Source organism: Enterobacter cloacae complex sp. ECNIH7 (assembly GCF_002208095.1).
Taxonomy (GTDB): domain Bacteria; phylum Pseudomonadota; class Gammaproteobacteria; order Enterobacterales; family Enterobacteriaceae; genus Enterobacter; species Enterobacter cloacae_M.
This window is the reverse complement of record NZ_CP017990.1, coordinates 319,092-337,640: the sequence shown is the minus strand read 5'-3', so window position 1 is coordinate 337,640 and position 18,549 is coordinate 319,092. Positions and strand designations below refer to the sequence as shown.

Annotated in this window: 18 protein-coding genes; 2 read left to right on the top strand and 16 right to left on the bottom strand. The window is 57.8% G+C overall.

Annotated features, from left to right (window positions below; translation table 11 throughout):
* Nucleotides 1-79 precede the first annotated feature (79 nt).
* The 5 genes from gntU to WM95_RS01610 form a co-directional block, all read right to left on the bottom strand.
* Nucleotides 80-1,420: a gluconate transporter gene (gene gntU, locus WM95_RS01630; protein ID WP_010436459.1), complete on the bottom strand. Its 1,341-nt coding sequence runs from the start codon at nt 1,418-1,420 to the stop codon at nt 80-82.
* Between the two features lie 3 nt (nt 1,421-1,423).
* A complete protein-coding gene (gene gntK, locus WM95_RS01625) occupies nt 1,424-1,951 on the bottom strand; it encodes a gluconokinase (RefSeq protein WP_008503362.1) in 528 nt (175 codons plus the stop codon).
* 126 nt (nt 1,952-2,077) lie between these two features.
* The gene (gntR, locus tag WM95_RS01620) at nt 2,078-3,073 is read right to left on the bottom strand and encodes a gluconate operon transcriptional repressor GntR (protein WP_021242747.1); all 996 of its coding nucleotides are present in this window, start codon (nt 3,071-3,073) and stop codon (nt 2,078-2,080) included.
* A 101-nt stretch (nt 3,074-3,174) separates the two neighbouring features.
* A complete protein-coding gene (locus tag WM95_RS01615; protein WP_059445320.1) occupies nt 3,175-3,870 on the bottom strand; it encodes a pirin family protein in 696 nt (231 codons plus the stop codon).
* Between the two features lie 123 nt (nt 3,871-3,993).
* Nucleotides 3,994-5,031 (bottom strand): oxidoreductase, encoded by a 1,038-nt coding sequence (locus WM95_RS01610; RefSeq protein ID WP_063408481.1) that lies wholly within the window; start codon nt 5,029-5,031, stop codon nt 3,994-3,996.
* Nucleotides 5,032-5,287: 256 nt separating this feature from the next.
* On the opposite strand from WM95_RS01610, the gene yhhY reads away from it, so the two are divergent.
* Nucleotides 5,288-5,776 (top strand): N-acetyltransferase, encoded by a 489-nt coding sequence (yhhY, locus tag WM95_RS01605; RefSeq protein WP_014833581.1) that lies wholly within the window; start codon nt 5,288-5,290, stop codon nt 5,774-5,776.
* 54 nt (nt 5,777-5,830) lie between these two features.
* Here the strand turns inward: yhhY and ggt are convergent, their stop codons facing one another.
* Nucleotides 5,831-7,576 (bottom strand): gamma-glutamyltransferase, encoded by a 1,746-nt coding sequence (gene ggt / locus WM95_RS01600; RefSeq protein WP_176600584.1) that lies wholly within the window; start codon nt 7,574-7,576, stop codon nt 5,831-5,833.
* Nucleotides 7,577-7,699: 123 nt separating this feature from the next.
* Between ggt and WM95_RS01595 the strand changes: the two genes are divergently transcribed.
* Nucleotides 7,700-8,077 carry a DUF2756 family protein gene (locus WM95_RS01595; protein ID WP_063408482.1) on the top strand — a complete coding sequence of 126 codons (378 nt, stop codon included), beginning with the start codon at nt 7,700-7,702 and terminating at the stop codon, nt 8,075-8,077.
* Here the strand turns inward: WM95_RS01595 and ugpQ are convergent.
* The 10 genes from ugpQ to livK form a co-directional block, all read right to left on the bottom strand.
* Complete coding sequence (ugpQ, locus tag WM95_RS01590; protein WP_045888354.1) at nt 8,061-8,807, bottom strand: glycerophosphodiester phosphodiesterase; 747 nt, start codon at nt 8,805-8,807, stop codon at nt 8,061-8,063. The genes WM95_RS01595 and ugpQ overlap by 17 nt on opposite strands.
* Nucleotides 8,804-9,874 carry a sn-glycerol-3-phosphate import ATP-binding protein UgpC gene (locus tag WM95_RS01585; protein ID WP_063408483.1) on the bottom strand — a complete coding sequence of 357 codons (1,071 nt, stop codon included), beginning with the start codon at nt 9,872-9,874 and terminating at the stop codon, nt 8,804-8,806. The genes ugpQ and WM95_RS01585 overlap by 4 nt, the downstream gene beginning before the upstream one ends.
* 1 nt (nt 9,875) lies before the next feature.
* Nucleotides 9,876-10,721 carry a sn-glycerol-3-phosphate ABC transporter permease UgpE gene (gene ugpE / locus WM95_RS01580; protein ID WP_063408484.1) on the bottom strand — a complete coding sequence of 282 codons (846 nt, stop codon included), beginning with the start codon at nt 10,719-10,721 and terminating at the stop codon, nt 9,876-9,878.
* The gene (gene ugpA, locus WM95_RS01575; protein WP_063408485.1) at nt 10,718-11,605 is read right to left on the bottom strand and encodes a sn-glycerol-3-phosphate ABC transporter permease UgpA; all 888 of its coding nucleotides are present in this window, start codon (nt 11,603-11,605) and stop codon (nt 10,718-10,720) included. The genes ugpE and ugpA overlap by 4 nt, the downstream gene beginning before the upstream one ends.
* A gap of 119 nt (nt 11,606-11,724) precedes the next feature.
* Entirely contained in the window at nt 11,725-13,041 is a 1,317-nt protein-coding gene (gene ugpB / locus WM95_RS01570) for a sn-glycerol-3-phosphate ABC transporter substrate-binding protein UgpB (protein ID WP_059445326.1), read from the bottom strand.
* Nucleotides 13,042-13,387: 346 nt separating this feature from the next.
* Nucleotides 13,388-14,101: a high-affinity branched-chain amino acid ABC transporter ATP-binding protein LivF gene (livF, locus tag WM95_RS01565; protein ID WP_008500102.1), complete on the bottom strand. Its 714-nt coding sequence runs from the start codon at nt 14,099-14,101 to the stop codon at nt 13,388-13,390.
* A 1-nt stretch (nt 14,102) separates the two neighbouring features.
* Entirely contained in the window at nt 14,103-14,870 is a 768-nt protein-coding gene (gene livG, locus WM95_RS01560; RefSeq protein ID WP_023310024.1) for a high-affinity branched-chain amino acid ABC transporter ATP-binding protein LivG, read from the bottom strand.
* Complete coding sequence (locus WM95_RS01555) at nt 14,867-16,144, bottom strand: high-affinity branched-chain amino acid ABC transporter permease LivM (protein WP_047743095.1); 1,278 nt, start codon at nt 16,142-16,144, stop codon at nt 14,867-14,869. Before WM95_RS01555 ends, livG begins: the two co-directional genes overlap by 4 nt.
* Nucleotides 16,141-17,067, bottom strand: coding sequence for a high-affinity branched-chain amino acid ABC transporter permease LivH (livH, locus tag WM95_RS01550; protein WP_008500099.1), 927 nt, complete (start codon nt 17,065-17,067; stop codon nt 16,141-16,143). Before livH ends, WM95_RS01555 begins: the two co-directional genes overlap by 4 nt.
* Nucleotides 17,068-17,113: 46 nt before the next feature.
* Nucleotides 17,114-18,223 carry a high-affinity branched-chain amino acid ABC transporter substrate-binding protein LivK gene (gene livK, locus WM95_RS01545; RefSeq protein ID WP_063408489.1) on the bottom strand — a complete coding sequence of 370 codons (1,110 nt, stop codon included), beginning with the start codon at nt 18,221-18,223 and terminating at the stop codon, nt 17,114-17,116.
* Nucleotides 18,224-18,549 lie beyond the last annotated feature (326 nt).

Genomic DNA, 18,549 nt, shown 5'->3' with positions numbered 1-18,549 from the left:
GGCATCCTGCATAATATAAAGGCCCGGTAGGCGCTACCGCTACCGGGCCTTATTTTTGAGCCTTGTTAAATCACCGCATTCAGCTCAGCAATGTGAAAGCAATCATCCCGACAATCGCACCCGTCGTGCCGAGGATGGTTTCCATCAGCGTCCAGGTTTTCAGGGTTTGCGCTTCGGTGGCGCCGGTAAATTTACCGAAAAGCCAGAAACCCGCGTCGTTAACGTGAGAGACCACAATCGAACCGCCCGCGATACAGATAGACAGCGCGGCCATCTGCGCACCCGAGTAGTTCAGCTGTTCAATCACCGGCATCACCAGACCCACGGCGGTTAAGCACGCCACGGTTGCGGAACCCTGAATGATACGCACCGCCGCGGCCAGCACAAAGCAGGTTACCGCAATCGGCAGGCCCATCCCGGTCAGCGCTTCGCCCAGAGCCGGGCCCACGCCAGAATCCACCAGCACCTGCTTGAACACGCCGCCGGCGCCGATCACCAGCAGGATAATACCCGCCGGCTGCAGCGCGGCACCGCAGATCTCCATCACCCGGTCTTTCGGCATTCCCTGACGCATCGCCAGGCCGTAAATCGCCACCAGACAGGCCACCAGGATCGCCGTGAACGGGTGACCGATGAACTCGAACCATTCATAGGCGCTGGAACCCACCGGCACAAAGCGCGCGGCGATGGTTTTCAGACCCACGAGAACCAGCGGCAGCAGGATCAGCGACAGGCTGAAGCCGAAGGACGGCATTTTGCCCTCGCCCAGGTGCGGCTCGGTGATGTCGTCCGGAATATGCAGCTCAACGTAACGGCTGATGAAGTTGCCCCACAGCGGACCGGCAATAATCATCCCCGGAATTGCCGCGCACAGGCCAATCAGGATCATCCAGCCAAAGTCGGCGTGCATCTGGGACGCCAGCAGCATCGGCGCAGGCCCCGGCAGCAGAAACGCTGCAGCCGCCGCCACGCCCGCAAACAGCGGAATAACCAGCTTTACGAGGTTAGTGCCGGTATGGCGCGCCATGGAGAACGCGACGCTTATCAGCAGCACAACGGCCACTTCGAAGAACAGCGGCAGCGCGCAAATCAGGCCAGCCAGACCAATCGCGTAGTGCGCGCGGCTGTGGCCGAAGGATTTCAGCATCTTGACGGCAATCTGGTCGACCGCGCCCGTCTCGTGCAAAATCTTGCCAAACATCGCGCCAAGGGCGACCACAATCGCCAGGAAGCCCAGCGTGCCTCCCATCCCTTTTTCCATCGTCGCGGCGATCTTGTCGAGCGGCATACCGGAAAAGAGACCTGCACCTATAGAAACCACCATCAAAGCGACAAAAGCGTGCATACGCGCCTTCATCACTAAAAACAGCAGCAGCAACACGGAACCCACTGCTGTCAAAACTAGCGTTAATGTACTCAAAACTTACTGCCTTTTATTAATGACCTCGATGGTGCTGGCAACAACACCCTCCAGTGACTGATCGATATCAACCACTAAGACGTCTTTCTCGTCTTCACCCGGCTCCTGCAGCGCTTCGAACTGCGTCACCAGCATCTGGGTTTTGAAGAAGTGACCTTTACGCGCCTTCAGGCGGCTTTCAATCACCTCGAAATCCCCTTTCAGGTAGATGAAAGAGAGGTTCGGGTTGCCGTCGCGCAGCAGGTCGCGGTAGGTTTTTTTCAGCGCAGAGCAAACAATCAGGGAGACTTTGTTGGTACGCTGCATAGCGAACGCGGCGTCATTCAGCGCCTGCAACCACGGTTTGCGGTCGTCGTCGTTCAGCGGCTCGCCGGAGGCCATTTTCATGATGTTGCTGCGCGGATGGAGGAAGTCGCCATCAAGAAACGCAGCCTGGAGTTGATGCGCCACTTCGCTGGCTACGGCTGATTTCCCGCTACCGGAAACGCCCATCAGGACGTAGACGTGGTGATCGTGATTAGTCGTGCTCAAAGGGTGTCCCTCAGTCAATTGTTACGGGTAACAGTTATCGGTAACATTGTCCTGCCGGGGCAAAAGAGAAGCAATATCCAAACGTGCGCGAAGTGAATAAGTGTGAGCTACTTCAAATTTGTCAGTTCAAATAGATCCACCCGGTGACAAGGTGAAACCTAAATCTAACATTTTTGGGGTAACCGTCTCGCCACGAATGCGCGCCAGCAGGCGTTCTGCGCCAATGCGGCCCATACGTTCACGCGGGGTCAGGACGCTCGCCAGACGCGGCTCCATCACCTGGCCGATGTCGTGGCCGTGGAAACCGGCAATTGCCATATCATCCGGGATCTTGAGCCCCAGACGCTGGCACTCAAACGCCGCGCCAACCGCAAGGTCATCGTTGGTGCAGAAAATACCGTCCAGTTGCGGATACTCGCGTCGTGCCTGACGCATCAGTTCAATACCCGACGTATAGGAAGAGGACTGCTCCACCATCACGCTGTAGGGGGTTAAGTTCGCGTCGAGCATCGCCTGCTCGTATCCCTTCTGTTTGATGATAGTACGTTCATCAAGACGCGCACCCAGATAGGCAATATGACGATGCCCACGGGCGATGATGGCCGCCGTCATCTGACGCGCCGCTTCGAAGTTATCGAACCCCACGGCGATATCGAGGCACGGAGACTGGCTGTCCATCAGCTCCACCACCGGGATACCGGCCACTTCGATCATTTTGAGCGTGCGGGCAGTGTGGGTACGTTCCGTTAAAATCAGGCCGTCGATGTTCCAGGAAAGCATCGATTCAAGACGTTCTTCTTCCAGCTCCGGCTTGTACCCGTAGTGGGCGAGCATGGTCTGATAGCCAAAAGCATCGGTGACGCTTTCAATGCCGCGCAAAACTTCGGCGAAAACCTGGTTGGTCAGGGAAGGAAGCAGGACGCCTACCGCACGGCTGGTCGCATTGGAGAGAATATCGGGCGCGCGGTTGGGGATATAACCCAGTTCATCAAGGGCAGCGGCAATCTTGCCACGTAACGCCACGGAAACCTGCTCCGGGTTACGTAAAAAACGGCTGACCGTCATTTTGGTCACACCGACGCGATCGGCGACATCCTGAAGTACGGGGCGTTTCTTTTTCATCGTCCTGAGAAATCTTGAAGTGAGAGATTTGCTCAGTTTACCACGGACAAAGCCCATCCTTCCCCTGTCAAAGGGAAGGATGGGGATTTATTTATGTTTTATTACACCGGCGGCAGGTCAAACAGCAGAATTTCGCTTTCGCTGTCGGCATGCACGGAGATCGCCTGCTCATCCCAGACGGCCAGGCCATCGGCGGTGGTTGCTTTGGTGCCGTTGATGGACACTTCACCTTTCACCACCTGGATCCAGACACGGCGGTTAGCGGCAATCTGATGCACGGACTGTTCATCTTTCGCCAGCGCCCAGCGGTACAGCTCCATATCCTGATGCACCTTCAGGGAACCTTCACGCGCATCCGGAGACAGCACCAGCTGTTTGCCCTGTTTCGCGTCGAAGCGGCGCTGCTCGTAGCGCGGCGTGATGCCGGTCTCTTCTGGAATGATCCAGATTTGATACAGGTGCAGTTTTTCCGTTTTGCTCGGGTTGTACTCGGAGTGACGCACCCCGGTGCCCGCGCTCATAATCTGGAACTCGCCCGCCGGAACCTGCTCTTTGTTACCCATGCTGTCCTGGTGCTCAACCGCCCCTTCCAGCACATAGGTCAGGATTTCCATGTCTTTGTGCGGGTGGGTACCGAAGCCCTGGCCTGCATCAATCACGTCGTCGTTAATCACGCGCAGTGCGGAGAAGCCCATGAAGTTCGGGTCGTAGTAGTCGGCAAACGAGAATGAATGCCATGAGTCCAGCCAGCCATGATTCGCGTGACCACGTTCGTTTGCTTTGCGTAAGTAGATCATTGTTTTCACCCTCAGTTCGTTTCGATGGAGTAAGTGTGGACGCAAACCGCCTGGGATCATAGAGGGTGAAAATTGACTCCTCTGTTCAAAAATTATGAATAAGCGCAGAGGAGCCGTTTTTGCTTATTTCGCGAGGGTTACCGTGGCAGGAGAAGCCTGCTCGAAGGCCCGCTCGAGGATTTCCAGGTTGGTCAGAACGTCAGATTCCTTGACGTAATTCGGCGCGCCGGTTGTGAGAGTTTCATACAGCGCATCGTAGACGCGGCCATAGTCGCCAATTTCCGGTTTCATCTCTTCCCTGACCGTCACGCCCTCATCGTTTACGTATTCCAGAATGCCCACGGAATCATCCGCCGCAAAGCCCGGCTCACCCGGCATGATGTTGGCCTTCAGGCTGGTCTCCTGCTGGTCGATGCCGTACTTGATGAACGAGCCTCGGGTTCCGTGAGCGATAAATTTCGGATAGTCGATTTTCACCAGATGACTGGTTTTGACGATGGCTTTCAGGTCGCCGTAGAACAGCTGCGCTTCAAAGGTGTCGTCCGGGTTGGCTTTATTACGCAGGCTGCGGATGTCATACGCCACGTGGTCTGGTCGGCCAAACAGGGAGATGATCTGGTCCATCGTATGCACGCCCAGACCATAGAACGAGCCGTCCTGCGGCAGGCCGGGTTGGGTCTCCGCCACCGGACGGTAGTAATCGAAGTGGCTTTCGATTTCCACAATGCCGCCCAGCTTGCCGCTTTCAATCGCCTTTTTTGCCGTCAGGAAGCAGCTGTCAAAGCGACGGTTCTGATACGGCGTAACGGTCAGGCCTTTACTTTTCGCCAGCGCGAACAGCTGTTTTGCTTCGGCGATGGTCGGGGTGAACGGTTTTTCTACCAGCACGTTTTTGCCCGCTTCCAGCGCGCGTTTCGCGTAGTCAAAATGGCTGTCGGCGTGGGTGCAGACGACAACCAGTTTGACCTGCGGGTCGTTAAGAACTTCATCAAGATCGCTGGTGAAATGGATATGAGAATACTGCGGGGATTGCTCTTCCGGCTTCGCGCGGCGGCGGTAGATATGGGTCACGTGCCAGCTGTCTTTACGGTTGAGAACATACGGCAGGTGGTAGCGGGTCGTACTTTTACCAAATCCAATAAATGCGCAATGTAGTGTCATGGCTCAGTCCTTTTGGAAGGTTACTGAGTCTAACCATAACAAAAAAAAAGCCAGCTAAAAGCTGGCTAAAGTAATACTGGAAGCAATGTGAGCAATGTCGTGCTTTCAGGTTCCCGTAGCGGTCTTCCTGAATGCAGAGCAATAATAATCATTCTCATTCGCACTTGTCCAATACTTTTTGCAAAAAATAGCGGTTGACTCAAATTTCAAAGTCACTGATGTTGGAAGGGATGTTTAACTGACTGAGGAACAAGGAATGAGTGAGATAGTGATACGCCATGCGGAACCGAAAGATTATGACGCCATTCGTCAGATCCACGCCCAACCGGAGGTGTACCACAACACACTACAGGTTCCTCATCCGTCTGAGCAAATGTGGCAAGAACGACTCACCGACCAGCCCGGCATTAAGCAACTGGTCGCCTGTATAGACGGTAATGTCACCGGGCATCTGTGCATCGCTGTCGCGCAACGCCCACGCCGCAGCCATGTGGCTGATTTTGGGATTTGTGTAGGCGCGCAGTGGCAAAACCGGGGCGTTGCCAGCGCACTGATGCGCACCATGATTGATATGTGCGATAACTGGCTGCGCGTTGACCGCATTGAGCTGACAGTGTTTGTCGATAACGAGCCGGCGATTGCGGTGTACAAAAAACACGGATTTGAGATTGAAGGCACAGGCAAGCGTTATGCCCTGCGCAACGGCGAGTATGTGGATGCGTATTATATGGCGCGAATGAAGTAGTTTGTTGCCCTCACCCTAACCCTCTCCCATCGGGAGAGGGAATTACACAACAGATTAATACCCCGCCGTTAAATCATCCACCGACCGCGGATCCGACGCGCCAAACAGCGCCCCGTCCGGCCCGACCATAATGCTCTGGGTGCTGCCCATCGCCTCCTTCACCGCCACCTTCTGCCCGCGCTGTTCAAGCAGCTTGATGGTGTCCGGGCTAAAGCCCTTCTCCACGCGCAGCTCGTCCGGCAGCCACTGGTGATGGAAACGCGGGGCGTTGGTCGCTTCGGCGACGTTCATCCCAAAGTCGATGCTGTTCACCACCATCTGCAGCACGGTGGTGATAATACGGCTGCCGCCAGGGCTGCCGGTTACCAGCCAGGTTTTCCCGTCTTTCACGACAATGGTGGGCGACATGGACGACAGCGGACGTTTCTTCGGCCCTACCGCATTCGCATCGCCGCCCACCAGACCGTAGACGTTCGGCACGCCCGGTTTGGCAGAGAAGTCATCCATCTCGTTGTTCAGCAGAATGCCGCTGGTGCCCGCCACAATCCCGGTACCGAAGGTGGTATTGAGCGTATAGGTCACCGCCACCGCGTTACCGTCTTTATCCACCACCGAGAAGTGGGTGGTCTGGTTGCTTTCGTACGGCGCCAGCTTGCCGGGGCGGATCTCGCTCGACGGTTTGGCCTTGTTGATGTCGATCTGATCGGCAATGGATTTGGCATACGCCTTGTTGGTCAGCGCCTGCCACGGCACCTTCACGAAATCCGGATCGCCGAGATATTCCGACCGGTCGGCGTAGGCGCGTTTTTCCGCTTCCGCCATCACCTGCATGGCGTCCGCGCTGCCGAAGCCGAACTTGTGCATATCGAAATTTTCGAGAATATTGAGGATCTGCACGATGTGGATCCCACCGGAGGACGGCGGCGGCATGGAGAAGACCTCGTATCCGCGATAGGTGCCGCTAATCGGCTCGCGCTCCACCGCCTTGTATTCCGCCAGATCCGCTTTGGTGATGAGCCCGCCGTTCTTCTGCATCTCTTCGGCAATCTGGTCGGCAATCGCCCCTTTGTAGAAGGCGTCCGGGCCGTGCTCCGCAATCAGCTCCAGGCTTTTGGCGAGGTTCTTCTGCACCAGCCTGTCGCCCTTCTTCAGCGGCTCACCGTCTTTCCAGAAGATGGCCTTGCTATTTTCGTGATTCGGAATGACTTCGCTGCCGTAGGTCTTGAGATCGTCCGCCAGCGCATCGTTTACCACAAAGCCGTCGCGCGCCAGCTTGATGGCAGGCTGCACCACCTTGTTCAGCGGCATCGTGCCGTATTTTTCCAGCGCCAGCGAGAAGCCCGCGACGGTACCCGGCGTGCCGGAAGCAAGATGCGAGGTCAGGGATTTTTTGCTGTCAGGGTTACCCTGATCGTCGAGAAACATATCGCGGGACGCCTGAGAAGGGGCCATTTCGCGGAAGTCGATGGCGGTGGTTTTGCCGTCTTTGGTGCGCAGCATCATAAAACCGCCGCCGCCCAGGTTCCCCGCCTGCGGATGCGTCACCGCCAGCGCATAGCCGACGGCGACCGCTGCATCCACCGCGTTACCGCCCTGCCTGAGAATATCGACGCCCACTTTTGTTGCCAGGGCATCCACTGACGCCACCATGCCATGGGTTGCCCGCACGGGATGAAAAACATCTTCCTCCACGCCGTAAGAGACCGGAGGCGCCGCTGGCGGGTTGGCCGCCACGCTAAATGTACCGCCTGCCATCAGCGCGGCGATGGCGACCCAGCGCAAAAACGTTGGTTTCATCATTATTGTTCTCCAGGTGAAGGGATCCATATTCCCCGCTTAAGCCTGGTTCACAACTCCTAAAAAATCATCGTCATGGTGAAATCGGGGTAAACTTAAGAGAGACCTCAAAAGGAGGAAATGACAATGAAACGCTTGATGATTCTTGCGGCGCTGATCCCGTTTGCCGCGCTCGCACAGCCACTCAACACCATGAACAACCCGAACCAGCAGGGCTATGTTATCCCGAGCCAGCAGCGTATGCAGACGGAGATGATGAGCCAACAGCAGCAGCAAAAAGGGATGCTCAATCAGCAACTGAGAACGCAGACCCAGATGCAGCAGCAAAGCCTGCAAAATCAGATGAACGCCAACACCCAGCGCGTACAGCAGGGGCAGATGCGCGAGCAGCCGCTGCCGAACAAAAACGGCGGAATGTTAGGGGGGATGACGTCGTCAGGCAGCGGACAGCAGCATATGCTGCCGCCGCAGTCGAATGGCAGTATGCTTAATCCGCAGAACTAAAGTCCGGGCCGATCAGGTCGATTGCATCGGTACAGATGCTGTCCACGCCCCAGCGCAGCAGTTCGGCTGCGCGCTGGGGTTTGTTAACCGTGTAGACCAGAATATGCAGACCCGCGTCCTTCAGCATCTTCACCCGCGCCTCATCCAGCAGCCTGTGGTTGAGATGGATAGAAACGCACGCTAAGCGTGTCGTCAGCTCGCGCCAGTCCTCGCGCCACTCGTCAAGCAGCAGCCCGCGCGGCAGCTCCGGCACGGCCGCCTGTGCGGCCTCCAGCGCATCGATTTCAAATGATGACAGCAGCGGCGCGGTCATCCCTTCCCACAGCTCGCGCGCGGCCAGGGCAATGACTTTGCCCGTCAGCGGCCCGGTGCCGGTGGTCGGTTTGATTTCGATATTGGCCATCATGCCGTGCTGGCGACAGCGATCGGCCACTTCCGCCAGCAGCGGCAGCGGTTCGCCTTTAAATTCGCCGCTGTACCAGCTTCCGGCGTCGACCTTCAGCAGATCGCGCCACGGCAGCTCGCCAGCCACGCCCCATCCGTTGCTGGTGCGTTCGAGGTTATCGTCATGCAGCAGGAAAATCTCGCCGTCTTTCGACAGCTTGGCGTCGAACTCGATCATCGTGTGACCGTAGCGTGCGCCAACGTCAATCGCCGCCAGCGTATTTTCCGGCGCCAGCTTACCGCCGCCGCGGTGGGCGACGACATGGGGATAAGGCCAGTTGCTCATACTCGTTGTCCTGTTTCACCGTCAAACAGGTGCAGATGATTTTCCGGCAGGTGTAGCCAAAGCGTGCTGCCTGCTTTAGGGCGCTCCTGATGTGCCAGCCGCACCACCATTTTTTGCTCGCCCCAGCGCCCGTGCGCCAGGTTATCTGCACCCAACATCTCCAGCGTGTCCATCACCAGCGGCACGCCGCCGTCCGCCTGAGAGGTTAAACCAATATGTTCCGGGCGGATACCAAGCGTCATCTTACGCCCGGCGTGGCCACGATAGTACCAGTTGATCGGCAATGCCATCCCGCTTTCCAGCTCAAAATGCGTGCCCGCATTGCTGATACGCCCTTCCAGCAGGTTCATTGCCGGGCTGCCGATAAAGCTCGCCACAAAGCGGGTGGCCGGTTTCTCGTAGACCTCCACCGGGGTACCAATCTGCTCGGCAACGCCTTTGTTCATCACCATCACGCGCTGGGCGAGGGTCATGGCCTCAACCTGATCGTGGGTAACGTACAGTGACGTGGTTTTCAGACGACGGTGTAATTGCTGCAGCTCAAGACGCATCTGCACGCGCAGCTTGGCGTCGAGGTTAGACAGCGGCTCGTCGAAGAGGAATACCGCCGGATCGCGCACGATGGCGCGCCCCATTGCCACGCGCTGGCGCTGGCCGCCGGAGAGCTCGCGCGGGCGACGCTTCAGCAGGCCGTCCAGCTCGAGAATACGCGCCGCCTCTTTCACCCGCTCGTCGATATGGCCTTTGCCAATGCCGCGGATTTTCAGCCCCCAGGCCATGTTCTCTTCCACGCTCATGTGCGGATAGAGGGCGTAGTTCTGGAACACCATCGCGATGCCCCTGTCTTTTGGCTCCATTTCGGTGACGCGCTGACGATCAATCCAGATATCCCCGGAGGTTACGCGCTCCAGCCCCGCCACCATGCGCAGCAGGGTGGATTTGCCGCAGCCGGACGGGCCGACCATCACGATGAATTCCCCGTCCGCCACGTCGAGCGTCAGCGGCTGAATCACCTGGGTTTTACCATCCCAGCTTTTGGTTACTGCCTGAAGTTTTAAACCTGCCATCTTATTTCTCGCTATCGACCAGGCCGCGGACAAACGCGCGCTGCATGGCTAAAACAATGACTACGGGTGGGATAAGGGTGAGCAGCATCGCCGCCATCACCTGGTTCCAGAGGGTGGTGCCTTCGCCGGTGGCGATCATGCCTTTGATGCCCGCCACGGCGGTGCCGAGGTTGACGTCCTGAATAATCAGCAGCGGCCACAGGTACTGGTTCCAGCCGTAGATAAAGGTGATCACAAACAGCGCCGCAAGGTTGGTTTTCGACAGCGGCAGCACGATGTCGCGGAAGAAGCGCATCGGCGACGCGCCGTCGATGCGTGCCGCTTCAATCAGCTCGTCCGGCAGAGTCATAAAGAACTGGCGGAACAGGAAGGTGGCGGTCGCCGAGGCCATCAGCGGCAGGGTTAAGCCCGCGTAGCTGTCGAGCATCTTCAGGTTGGCGATCACCTCCACCGTCGGGAAGATACGCACTTCTACCGGCAGCATCAGCGTAATGAAGATCATCCAGAAGAAGAAGTTACGCAGCGGAAAGCGGAACCAGACGATGGCGAAGGCCGAAAGCATCGACACCGTAATTTTGCCGACCGTAATGCCAAACGCCATGATGAAGCTGTTGAGCATCATCAGCCAGAACGGCGCACTGTTGGCGCCCACGCCCCGGGTCCAGATGGTCTTCATGTTCTCGAACAGATGCCCGCCGGGGATCAGCGTCATCGGCGTGTCGAACACCGCTTTGGTGTCCAGCGTGGCGGCGACAAACGCCACGTATAGCGGGAAGAGGATAACGATGATCCCTAAAATCAGCATGGTATGGCTGAAAATCGTCAGCCCGCGACGGTTCTCAATCATTGGTAGCGCACCTTACTTTCGACATAGCGGAACTGCACCACCGTGAGGATGATGACGAGGAACATCAGCACAACCGACTGCGCGGCGGAGGCGGAGAGATCCAGACCGGCGAAGCCTTCGCGATAGATCTTATAGATAAGCGTCGTGGTCGCCTGCACCGGACCGCCTGCGGTCGCCGCGTCGATCACCGGGAAGGTGTCGAAGAAGGCGTACACGAGGTTAACCACCAGCAGGAAGAAACTCACCGGGGCGATCAGCGGCAGCGACAGCCTGAAGAAGCGACGAATGGGCCCAGCGCCGTCGATGGCAGCGGCTTCCACCAGCGAGCGCGGGATGGACTGCAGCGCGGCAAAGAAGAACAGGAAGTTGTAGCTGATCTGCTTCCACACCGAGGCGAACACCACCAGAAACATCGCCTGGCCGCTGTTCTGGGCGTGGTTCCAGTCGTAGCCCAGTTCGGCCAGGAAGTGGGTAATCAACCCGCGCCCGGGGTTAAACAGGAAGATCCACAGCACGGCGGCGACGGCGGGAGCCACGGCGTAAGGCAGCAGCATCAGGGTTTGATAAATACGGCTGCCGCGCACTACATAGTCCACCAGCGCGGCGAAAAACAGCGAGGCAACCAGACCGCTGACGGTCACCAGCGCGCTGAACTTCATCGTCGTCCAGAAGGAGCCCAGGTAGTAGCTGTCATGGAACAGCGCGGTAAAGTTGTCCAGGCCAACAAACTGGCTGGAGAGCCCGAACGGATCGACGCTTTGTACCGAGTACCACAGCGCTTCGCCCGCAGGCCAGATAAAGAAGATAACGGTGATGACCAGCTGCGGCGCGACCAACAGGTACGGAAGCCAGCGGGAACGGAACACCGGACGGGATGATGACATTGAGATTTGGTTCCTGGCGATTTCTGTTTTCTCCCTCTCCCTGGGGGAGAGGGTTGGGGTGAGGCATCAGGCCGCATTAATCCGTAGGCCCGGAACGCTGCGCGTCACCGGGCATTTTTTTACGATTTCGTCGACTGCTCAAAGCGGCGCAGCAGCTGATTCCCGCGCTCTACCGCAGAATCCAGCGCCTGCTGTGGCGTTTTCTTCCCGGTCCACACGCTTTCCAGCTCTTCATCCACGATGGTGCGGATCTGCGGCATGTTGCCCAGACGCAGGCCTTTGGTGAACGGCAACGGCGGCTTGTTCAGCATCTGACGCGTCGCGATGTCCGCCCCTGGGTTCTTGCTGTAGAAGCCCTGCTCGCGGGTCAGGTCGTACGCGGCTTTGGTGATCGGCAGGTAGCCGGTCTTCTGATGCCATTCGGCGGCGTTTTCAGGCTTGGCCAGGAAGTCGAGGAACTCGGCCACCCCTTTGTAGGTGCCCTTGTCTTTACCCTGCATCACCCACAGGCTCGCTCCGCCGATGATGGCGTTCTGCGGCGCGCCCTTCACGTCAGCGTCGTACGGCATCATGCCCACGCCGTAGTTGAATTTGGCGTAGTGGCGGATATCCGCCAGCGAGCCGGAAGAGGCGGTGGTAATGGCGCAGTCGCCGTTGTAGAACTTCTCGGTGGATTCGTCTTTACGCCCGAAGTAGCTGAAGTCGCCCTTCTTGTTCAGATCGGCAAGCAGCGCGATGTGCTTCACCTGCTCCGGCTTGTTGAACTCCAGTACCGCATCGGTGCCGTCGAAGCCGTTGTTTTTGGTCGCCACCGGCAGGCCGTGCCAGGCGCTGAAGTTTTCAATCTGGATCCAGCCCTGCCAGCCGCTGGCGTAGCCGCACTTCATCCCCGCCGCTTTCAGCTTCGCGGTGTACTCCGCCAGGTCCTGCCAGGTTTTTGGCGGCTGCTCCGGGTCTAAACCGGCTTTTTTGAAGGCGTCTTTGTTGTAGTACAGCACCGGCGTGGAGCTGTTAAACGGCTGAGACAGCAGATGGCCGGTTTTGGAATCGGTGTAGTAACCCGCTACGGTCGGCACGAACTGCGACTCATCGAAGTTGATGCCCGCTTCTTTGAACACTTCATAGACCGGCTTGATGGCTTTGGAGGCCATCATGGTGGCGGTGCCCACTTCATAAACCTGTAACAGCGCAGGAGCGTTGCCGGTACGGAAGGCGGCGATGCCCGCGCTCAGGCTCTGCTCGTAGTTGCCTTTGTACACCGGCACAATTTTGTAATCCGGATGGGCGTCGTTGAAACGCTGCGCCAGGGAGTCAACTTCTTTACCCAACTCCCCTTCCATGGAATGCCAGAACGGAATGGTGGTCACAGCCATTGCGTTCGTCGCAAAAGCCAGACCCAGTGCCAGACCCAAAGCTGTGTGTCGTAACGATGTCATTGTCATCTCTCTTATTGTGCCGGATGCGCGATATCACGCGTTTTATGCTCGCGAGGTAACATGACATGCTCGAATTACAGAAAAATAACTGTTTGTTTACAGATAAGTGACAGCCAGGCTTCAGGGGGATGATGGTTGTGTGAAGGGGGATGGGGGGGTTAGGTGCGGTCTGGTGCCCTCACCCCAGCCCTCTCCCTCGGGGAGAGGGAGCAAACACTAAAAAAGGCAACTTGCGTTGCCTTTTTGCTTTTACCTCGTGCGGTCTGGTGCCCTCACCCCGACCCTCTCCCACGGGAGAGGGAGAAAACATTAAAAAAGGCAACTTGCGTTGCCTTTTTGCTTTTACCTATCCGCCCAGATACGCGCTCCGCACCGCCTCGTTCGCCAGCAGCGCGTCGCCGGTATCCTCCAGCACCACGCGGCCGTTCTCCAGCACGTAGCCACGGTCGGCGAGCTTCAGCGCCTGGTTGGCGTTCTGCTCGACGAGGAAGATAGTCATCCCCTCTTTGCGCAGCTGCTCAATGGTGTCGAAAATCTGCTGAATGATGATCGGCGCCAGACCGAGCGACGGTTCGTCCAGCAGCAGCAGGCGCGGTTGGCTCATCAGCGCGCGGCCAATCGCCAGCATCTGCTGCTCACCGCCGGACATGGTGCCCGCACGCTGAATGCGCCGCTCCCACAGGCGCGGGAAGAGTTCGTATACCCACTTGATGCGGGTCTGGTATTCATCGCGGTGAGCGAAGAAACCGCCCATCGCCAGGTTCTCTTCCACCGTCATGCGGGAGAAGACGCGGCGCCCTTCCGGAACAATCGCCACCGCCTCGCGCATGATTCTGGCAGTCTGCCAGTCGGTAATGTCTTTACCATCGAACACAATCCGCCCGCTGGTGGCGCGCGGGTCGCCGCACAGGGTGCCGAGCAGCGTGGTTTTGCCCGCGCCGTTGGCGCCAATCAGGGTCACGATTTCACCCTGATTGATATGCAGGCTGACGTCGTGCAGCGCCTGGATCTTGCCGTAGTGCGCGTTGACCTTGTCGAACGTTAACATCGCTTTTTCCATCTTATGCCTCACCAAGGTATGCGCGGATCACGTCCGGGTTGTTGCGGATCTCTTCCGGCGTGCCGTTAGCCAGCGGCGTGCCCTGGTTTACCACGTAGATACGGTCCGAAATGCCCATCACCAGCTTCATGTCGTGCTCAATCAGCAGGATGGTGGTGTCGTGACTGTCGCGCAGCTCGGCAATCAGCTCGTCCAGCTCTTTGGTCTCTTTCGGGTTGAGCCCTGCCGCCGGTTCGTCGAGCATCAGGATTTCCGGCTGCGTCACCATGCAGCGCACGATTTCCAGGCGACGCTGGTCACCGTAGGCCAGGTTGCTCGCCTGACGGTTGGCGTGCTGCAGCAGGCCAATTCGGTCGAGCCAGGTGGCGGCGCGATCAAGCGCTTCATCCTGCGCGCGGCGGAAGGCCGGGGTTTTCAGCAGGCCGGAGAACAGCCCGGTTTTCAGCTGCTGATGCTGTGCCACCAGCAGGTTCTCAATCACCGTCATCTCGCGGAACAGACGCACGTGCTGGAAGGTTCGCACTACGCCCATGCGGGCGATCTGCTGGCCAGGCAGCCCTTCAAGGTGCTGGTCGCGCAGCATGATGGTGCCGCCCGTTGGCTTGTAGAAGCCGGTCAGGCAGTTAAAGACCGTGGTTTTCCCCGCGCCGTTCGGACCAATCAGGGAGACAATCTCTTTCTTGTGCAGATCCAGATTCACGTTGTTGACCGCCAGCAGGCCGCCAAAACGCATCATCAGGCCGTTAACGGATAATAATGGCTGACTCATGCCTGCTCTCCTTTCGCTTGCCCGTTCTTCAGCTTCAGCTGTGGACGGGTCATCGGCAGCAGACCCTGCGGACGCCAGATCATCATCAGCACCATCAAACCACCCAGCATCAGCATGCTGTATTCGTTAAAGTCGCGCATCAGCTCGCGTGAGACCACCAGCAGGATGGCCGCGAGGATAACGGCAAACTGCGAGCCCATCCCGCCGAGCACCACAATTGCCAGCACAAAGGCGGATTCGGCAAAGGTGAACGATTCCGGGCTGACGAAGCCCTGACGCGCGGCAAACAGCGTTCCGGCGAAACCGGCAAACGCGGCGCTGATGGTGAACGCGGTCAGCTTGATGCGGGTCGGGTTCAGGCCCAGGGAGCGGCAGGCGATCTCATCTTCACGCAGCGCTTCCCACGCGCGGCCCAGCGGCATGCGCAGCAGACGGTTGATCACGAACAGTGTAATCACCACCAGCAGCAGCGCCACCATGTAGAGCCAGATCACGCGGTCGGACGGGTCATACTTCACGCCGAAGAAGTTGCTGAAGGTATCCCAGCCGCCTTCGCGGGCGGTACGGCTGAATTCCAGGCCGAAGAAGGTCGGTTTCGGGATCTGGCTGATGCCGTTCGGGCCGCCGGTCACTTCGGTGTTGTTCAGCAGCAGGATACGGACGATTTCGCCGAAGCCTAAGGTCACAATCGCCAGGTAGTCACCGCGCAGGCGCAGCACCGGGAAGCCAAGCAGGAAGCCAGCAGCGGCAGAGACCAGCCCCGCCAGCGGCAGGCAGGTCCAGAAGCCGAGACCGTAATAGTGGTTCAGCAGCGCGAAGGTATAGGCGCCGATGGCGTAGAAGCCGCCGTAGCCCAGCACCAGCAGGCCCGAGAGCCCCACGACCACGTTCAGACCGAGGCCGAGAATCACGTAGATCATGGTCAAAGTGGCGATATCCACGGTGCCGCGAGACACCACAAACGGCCACGCCACGGCGGCTACCAGCAGCGCCACGAGGAACAGCTTCTGCTTAACCGTAGAACCGTCGATTGCCGGCAGCACGAATTTCGGACCGGAGACGTTTTTCAGCGTCTTCTGGAACAACGGACGCAGCAGCTGGAACAGGAACACCACGGCCGTACCGATAAATACCCACTGCCAGCGAATGTCAGCTGCGGTATCGACAACCAGTTTGGTGCCATTCAGCTCAAGCTGGACGCCCATAAAGACGCTGGCCAGCACGAAGAACATGGCGGCAGAGAGCAGCGCCATTGCAAAATGCATCGGTTTCATACTTTCTCTACCTCCGGACGGCCCAGAATACCGGTAGGCATCACCAGCAGAACCAGAATCAGCAGGGCAAACGACACCACGTCTTTATATTCCGTGCTCAGGTACGCCGAGGAGAGCGCTTCCGCCACGCCCAGGATCAGGCCGCCGATCATCGCGCCCGGAATACTGCCGATACCGCCCAGAACCGCCGCGGTGAAGGCTTTCATCCCGGCCATAAAGCCGATGTACGGGTTGATCACGCCGTAGAACTGGCCGAGCAGGACACCCGCCACCGCCGCCATCGCGGCGCCAATCACGAAGGTCAGGGCAATCACGCGGTCGGTGTTGATGCCGAGGAGACTCGCCATCTTCAGGTCTTCCGCGCAGGCGCGGCAGGCGCGTCCCATACGCGAGTAGCGGATGAACAGCGTCAGGGCGAGCATCGCAATAAAGGTCACGACCCAGATAACCAGCTGCATGGTGGTGATAGAGGCCGCGAAGTTTTCGCTGGCCCCCACAATCCACTGGCCGTTAAACAGGCTTGGCAGCGCCACGTCGCGCGAACCTTCGGTCAGGCTGACGTAGTTTTGCAGGAAGATCGACATCCCGATCGCGGAAATCAGCGCAATCAGGCGCTTGGAGCTGCGCACCGGCCGGTAGGCCACGCGCTCAATGCTCCAGCCGTAGGCGCTGGCAATCACAATCGCGCCGACAAACCCGGCGGCGACCAGCAGCCAGCTGCTGTCGATGCCCATCATCATCAGGGCGGCGATAATCATGAAAGAGACGTAGCTACCGATCATGTACACCTCGCCGTGGGCGAAGTTGATCATGCCGATAATGCCGTAAACCATCGTATAGCCGATGGCGATCAGCGCGTAGGTGCTTCCCAGCGTAACGCCGTTAAACATCTGCTGCAGGAAATAGAGAAACTGCTCGGACATATGCAAACCTTTTTATACCCGCCCGTCATGCCGGGCGGTGGGATGATTATTTGGCGGCCGAGGATGAACCGTCGGCGTGCCACTTAAAGACACCAAACTCAAATCCCTTCAGATCGCCTTTCTCATCCCAGTTCAGCGGCCCAATCACGGTGTTCGCCCCGTGTGCTTTTAAATCTTTCACCAGATCCAGCGGTTCTTTGCTGCCGGAGCGATCCAGCGCGGTGGCCAGAGACTGTACGGCCGCGTAGGTGATCCAGACGTATGGACCACTCGGATCTTTCTTCTGCGCCTTGAGCGCATCCACGATAGCCTTGTTGGCCGGATCCTGGTCATAGCGTTTTGGCATCGTCACCAGCATGCCTTCGGCAGAATCCCCCGCGATATTTGACAGGGAGGCATTGCCCACGCCCTCTGGCCCCATAAACTGGGTTTTCAGACCGGTGGCGCGCGCCTGACGCAGCATCTGTCCCATCTCCGGGTAATAGCCGCCGTAGTAAACGAAGTCGATATTCTCTTTTTGCAGACGGGCAATCAGCGCGGAGAAGTCTTTCTCACCGGCGGTAATGCCGTCGAAGAAGACGATGTTCGCGCCGCCTTTTTTCAGGCCGTCCTGCACGGAGCGCGCCAGGCCTTCGCCGTACTGCTGTTTGTCATGAATAATGGCAATGCGCTGTGGCTTAACGGTCTCGAGGATGTATTTGGCAGCGGTGGGACCCTGAGAGGAGTCCAGACCGGCGGTACGCATGATGTGCTGATAGCCGCGCTGGGTCAGCTCCGGGTTCGTTGCGCCTGGGGTGATCATCAGTATGCCTTCGTCTTCGTAGATATCAGACGCAGGCTGCGTGGAGGATGAGCACAGGTGGCCGATCACATACTGGATACCGTCGTTGACGATTTTGTTGGCGACCGCGACGGCCTGTTTAGGATCGCAGGCGTCGTCATATTCCACGCCCACCAGCTTGTCGCCTTTGATGCCGCCCTTAGCGTTGATGTCTTTGATGGCCTGGCGCGCGCCGTTGAACTCCATGTCACCCCACTGGGCAACAGGGCCGGACATCGCCCCCACTACCGCAACCTTAATGTCGTCTGCCATAGCGGCATGCGAGATCGACAGTGCGACCATCCCCGCGATAAACGTCTTCGCGTTCCTTTTCATTTCTGAATCCCCATTCGTGATGTCGTGTTTATATTTTGTTTTATTATGGTTAAAAAGCATTCTGTACTTTTAATGAACAACGCTATTTTTACCAGTGCCTTTAATGGTTTAGCGCAGGTTTTTGTCAAAAACCAGACTAAAATCTCTATTTTTCAGGCGATTAAGCAAAGATAATATTCTGAAATCAGGCAGAGATAAACAAATAAAAGTGCAGTTTGCAGCATAAAATAACGGTACAAAGCGCCGAATAAATCACTACCGTTCAGGTTAAAATTCTGCTTATTTTTCGATCCATGTGTTTTCAAACTGCCCATCGCGTTGCCAAA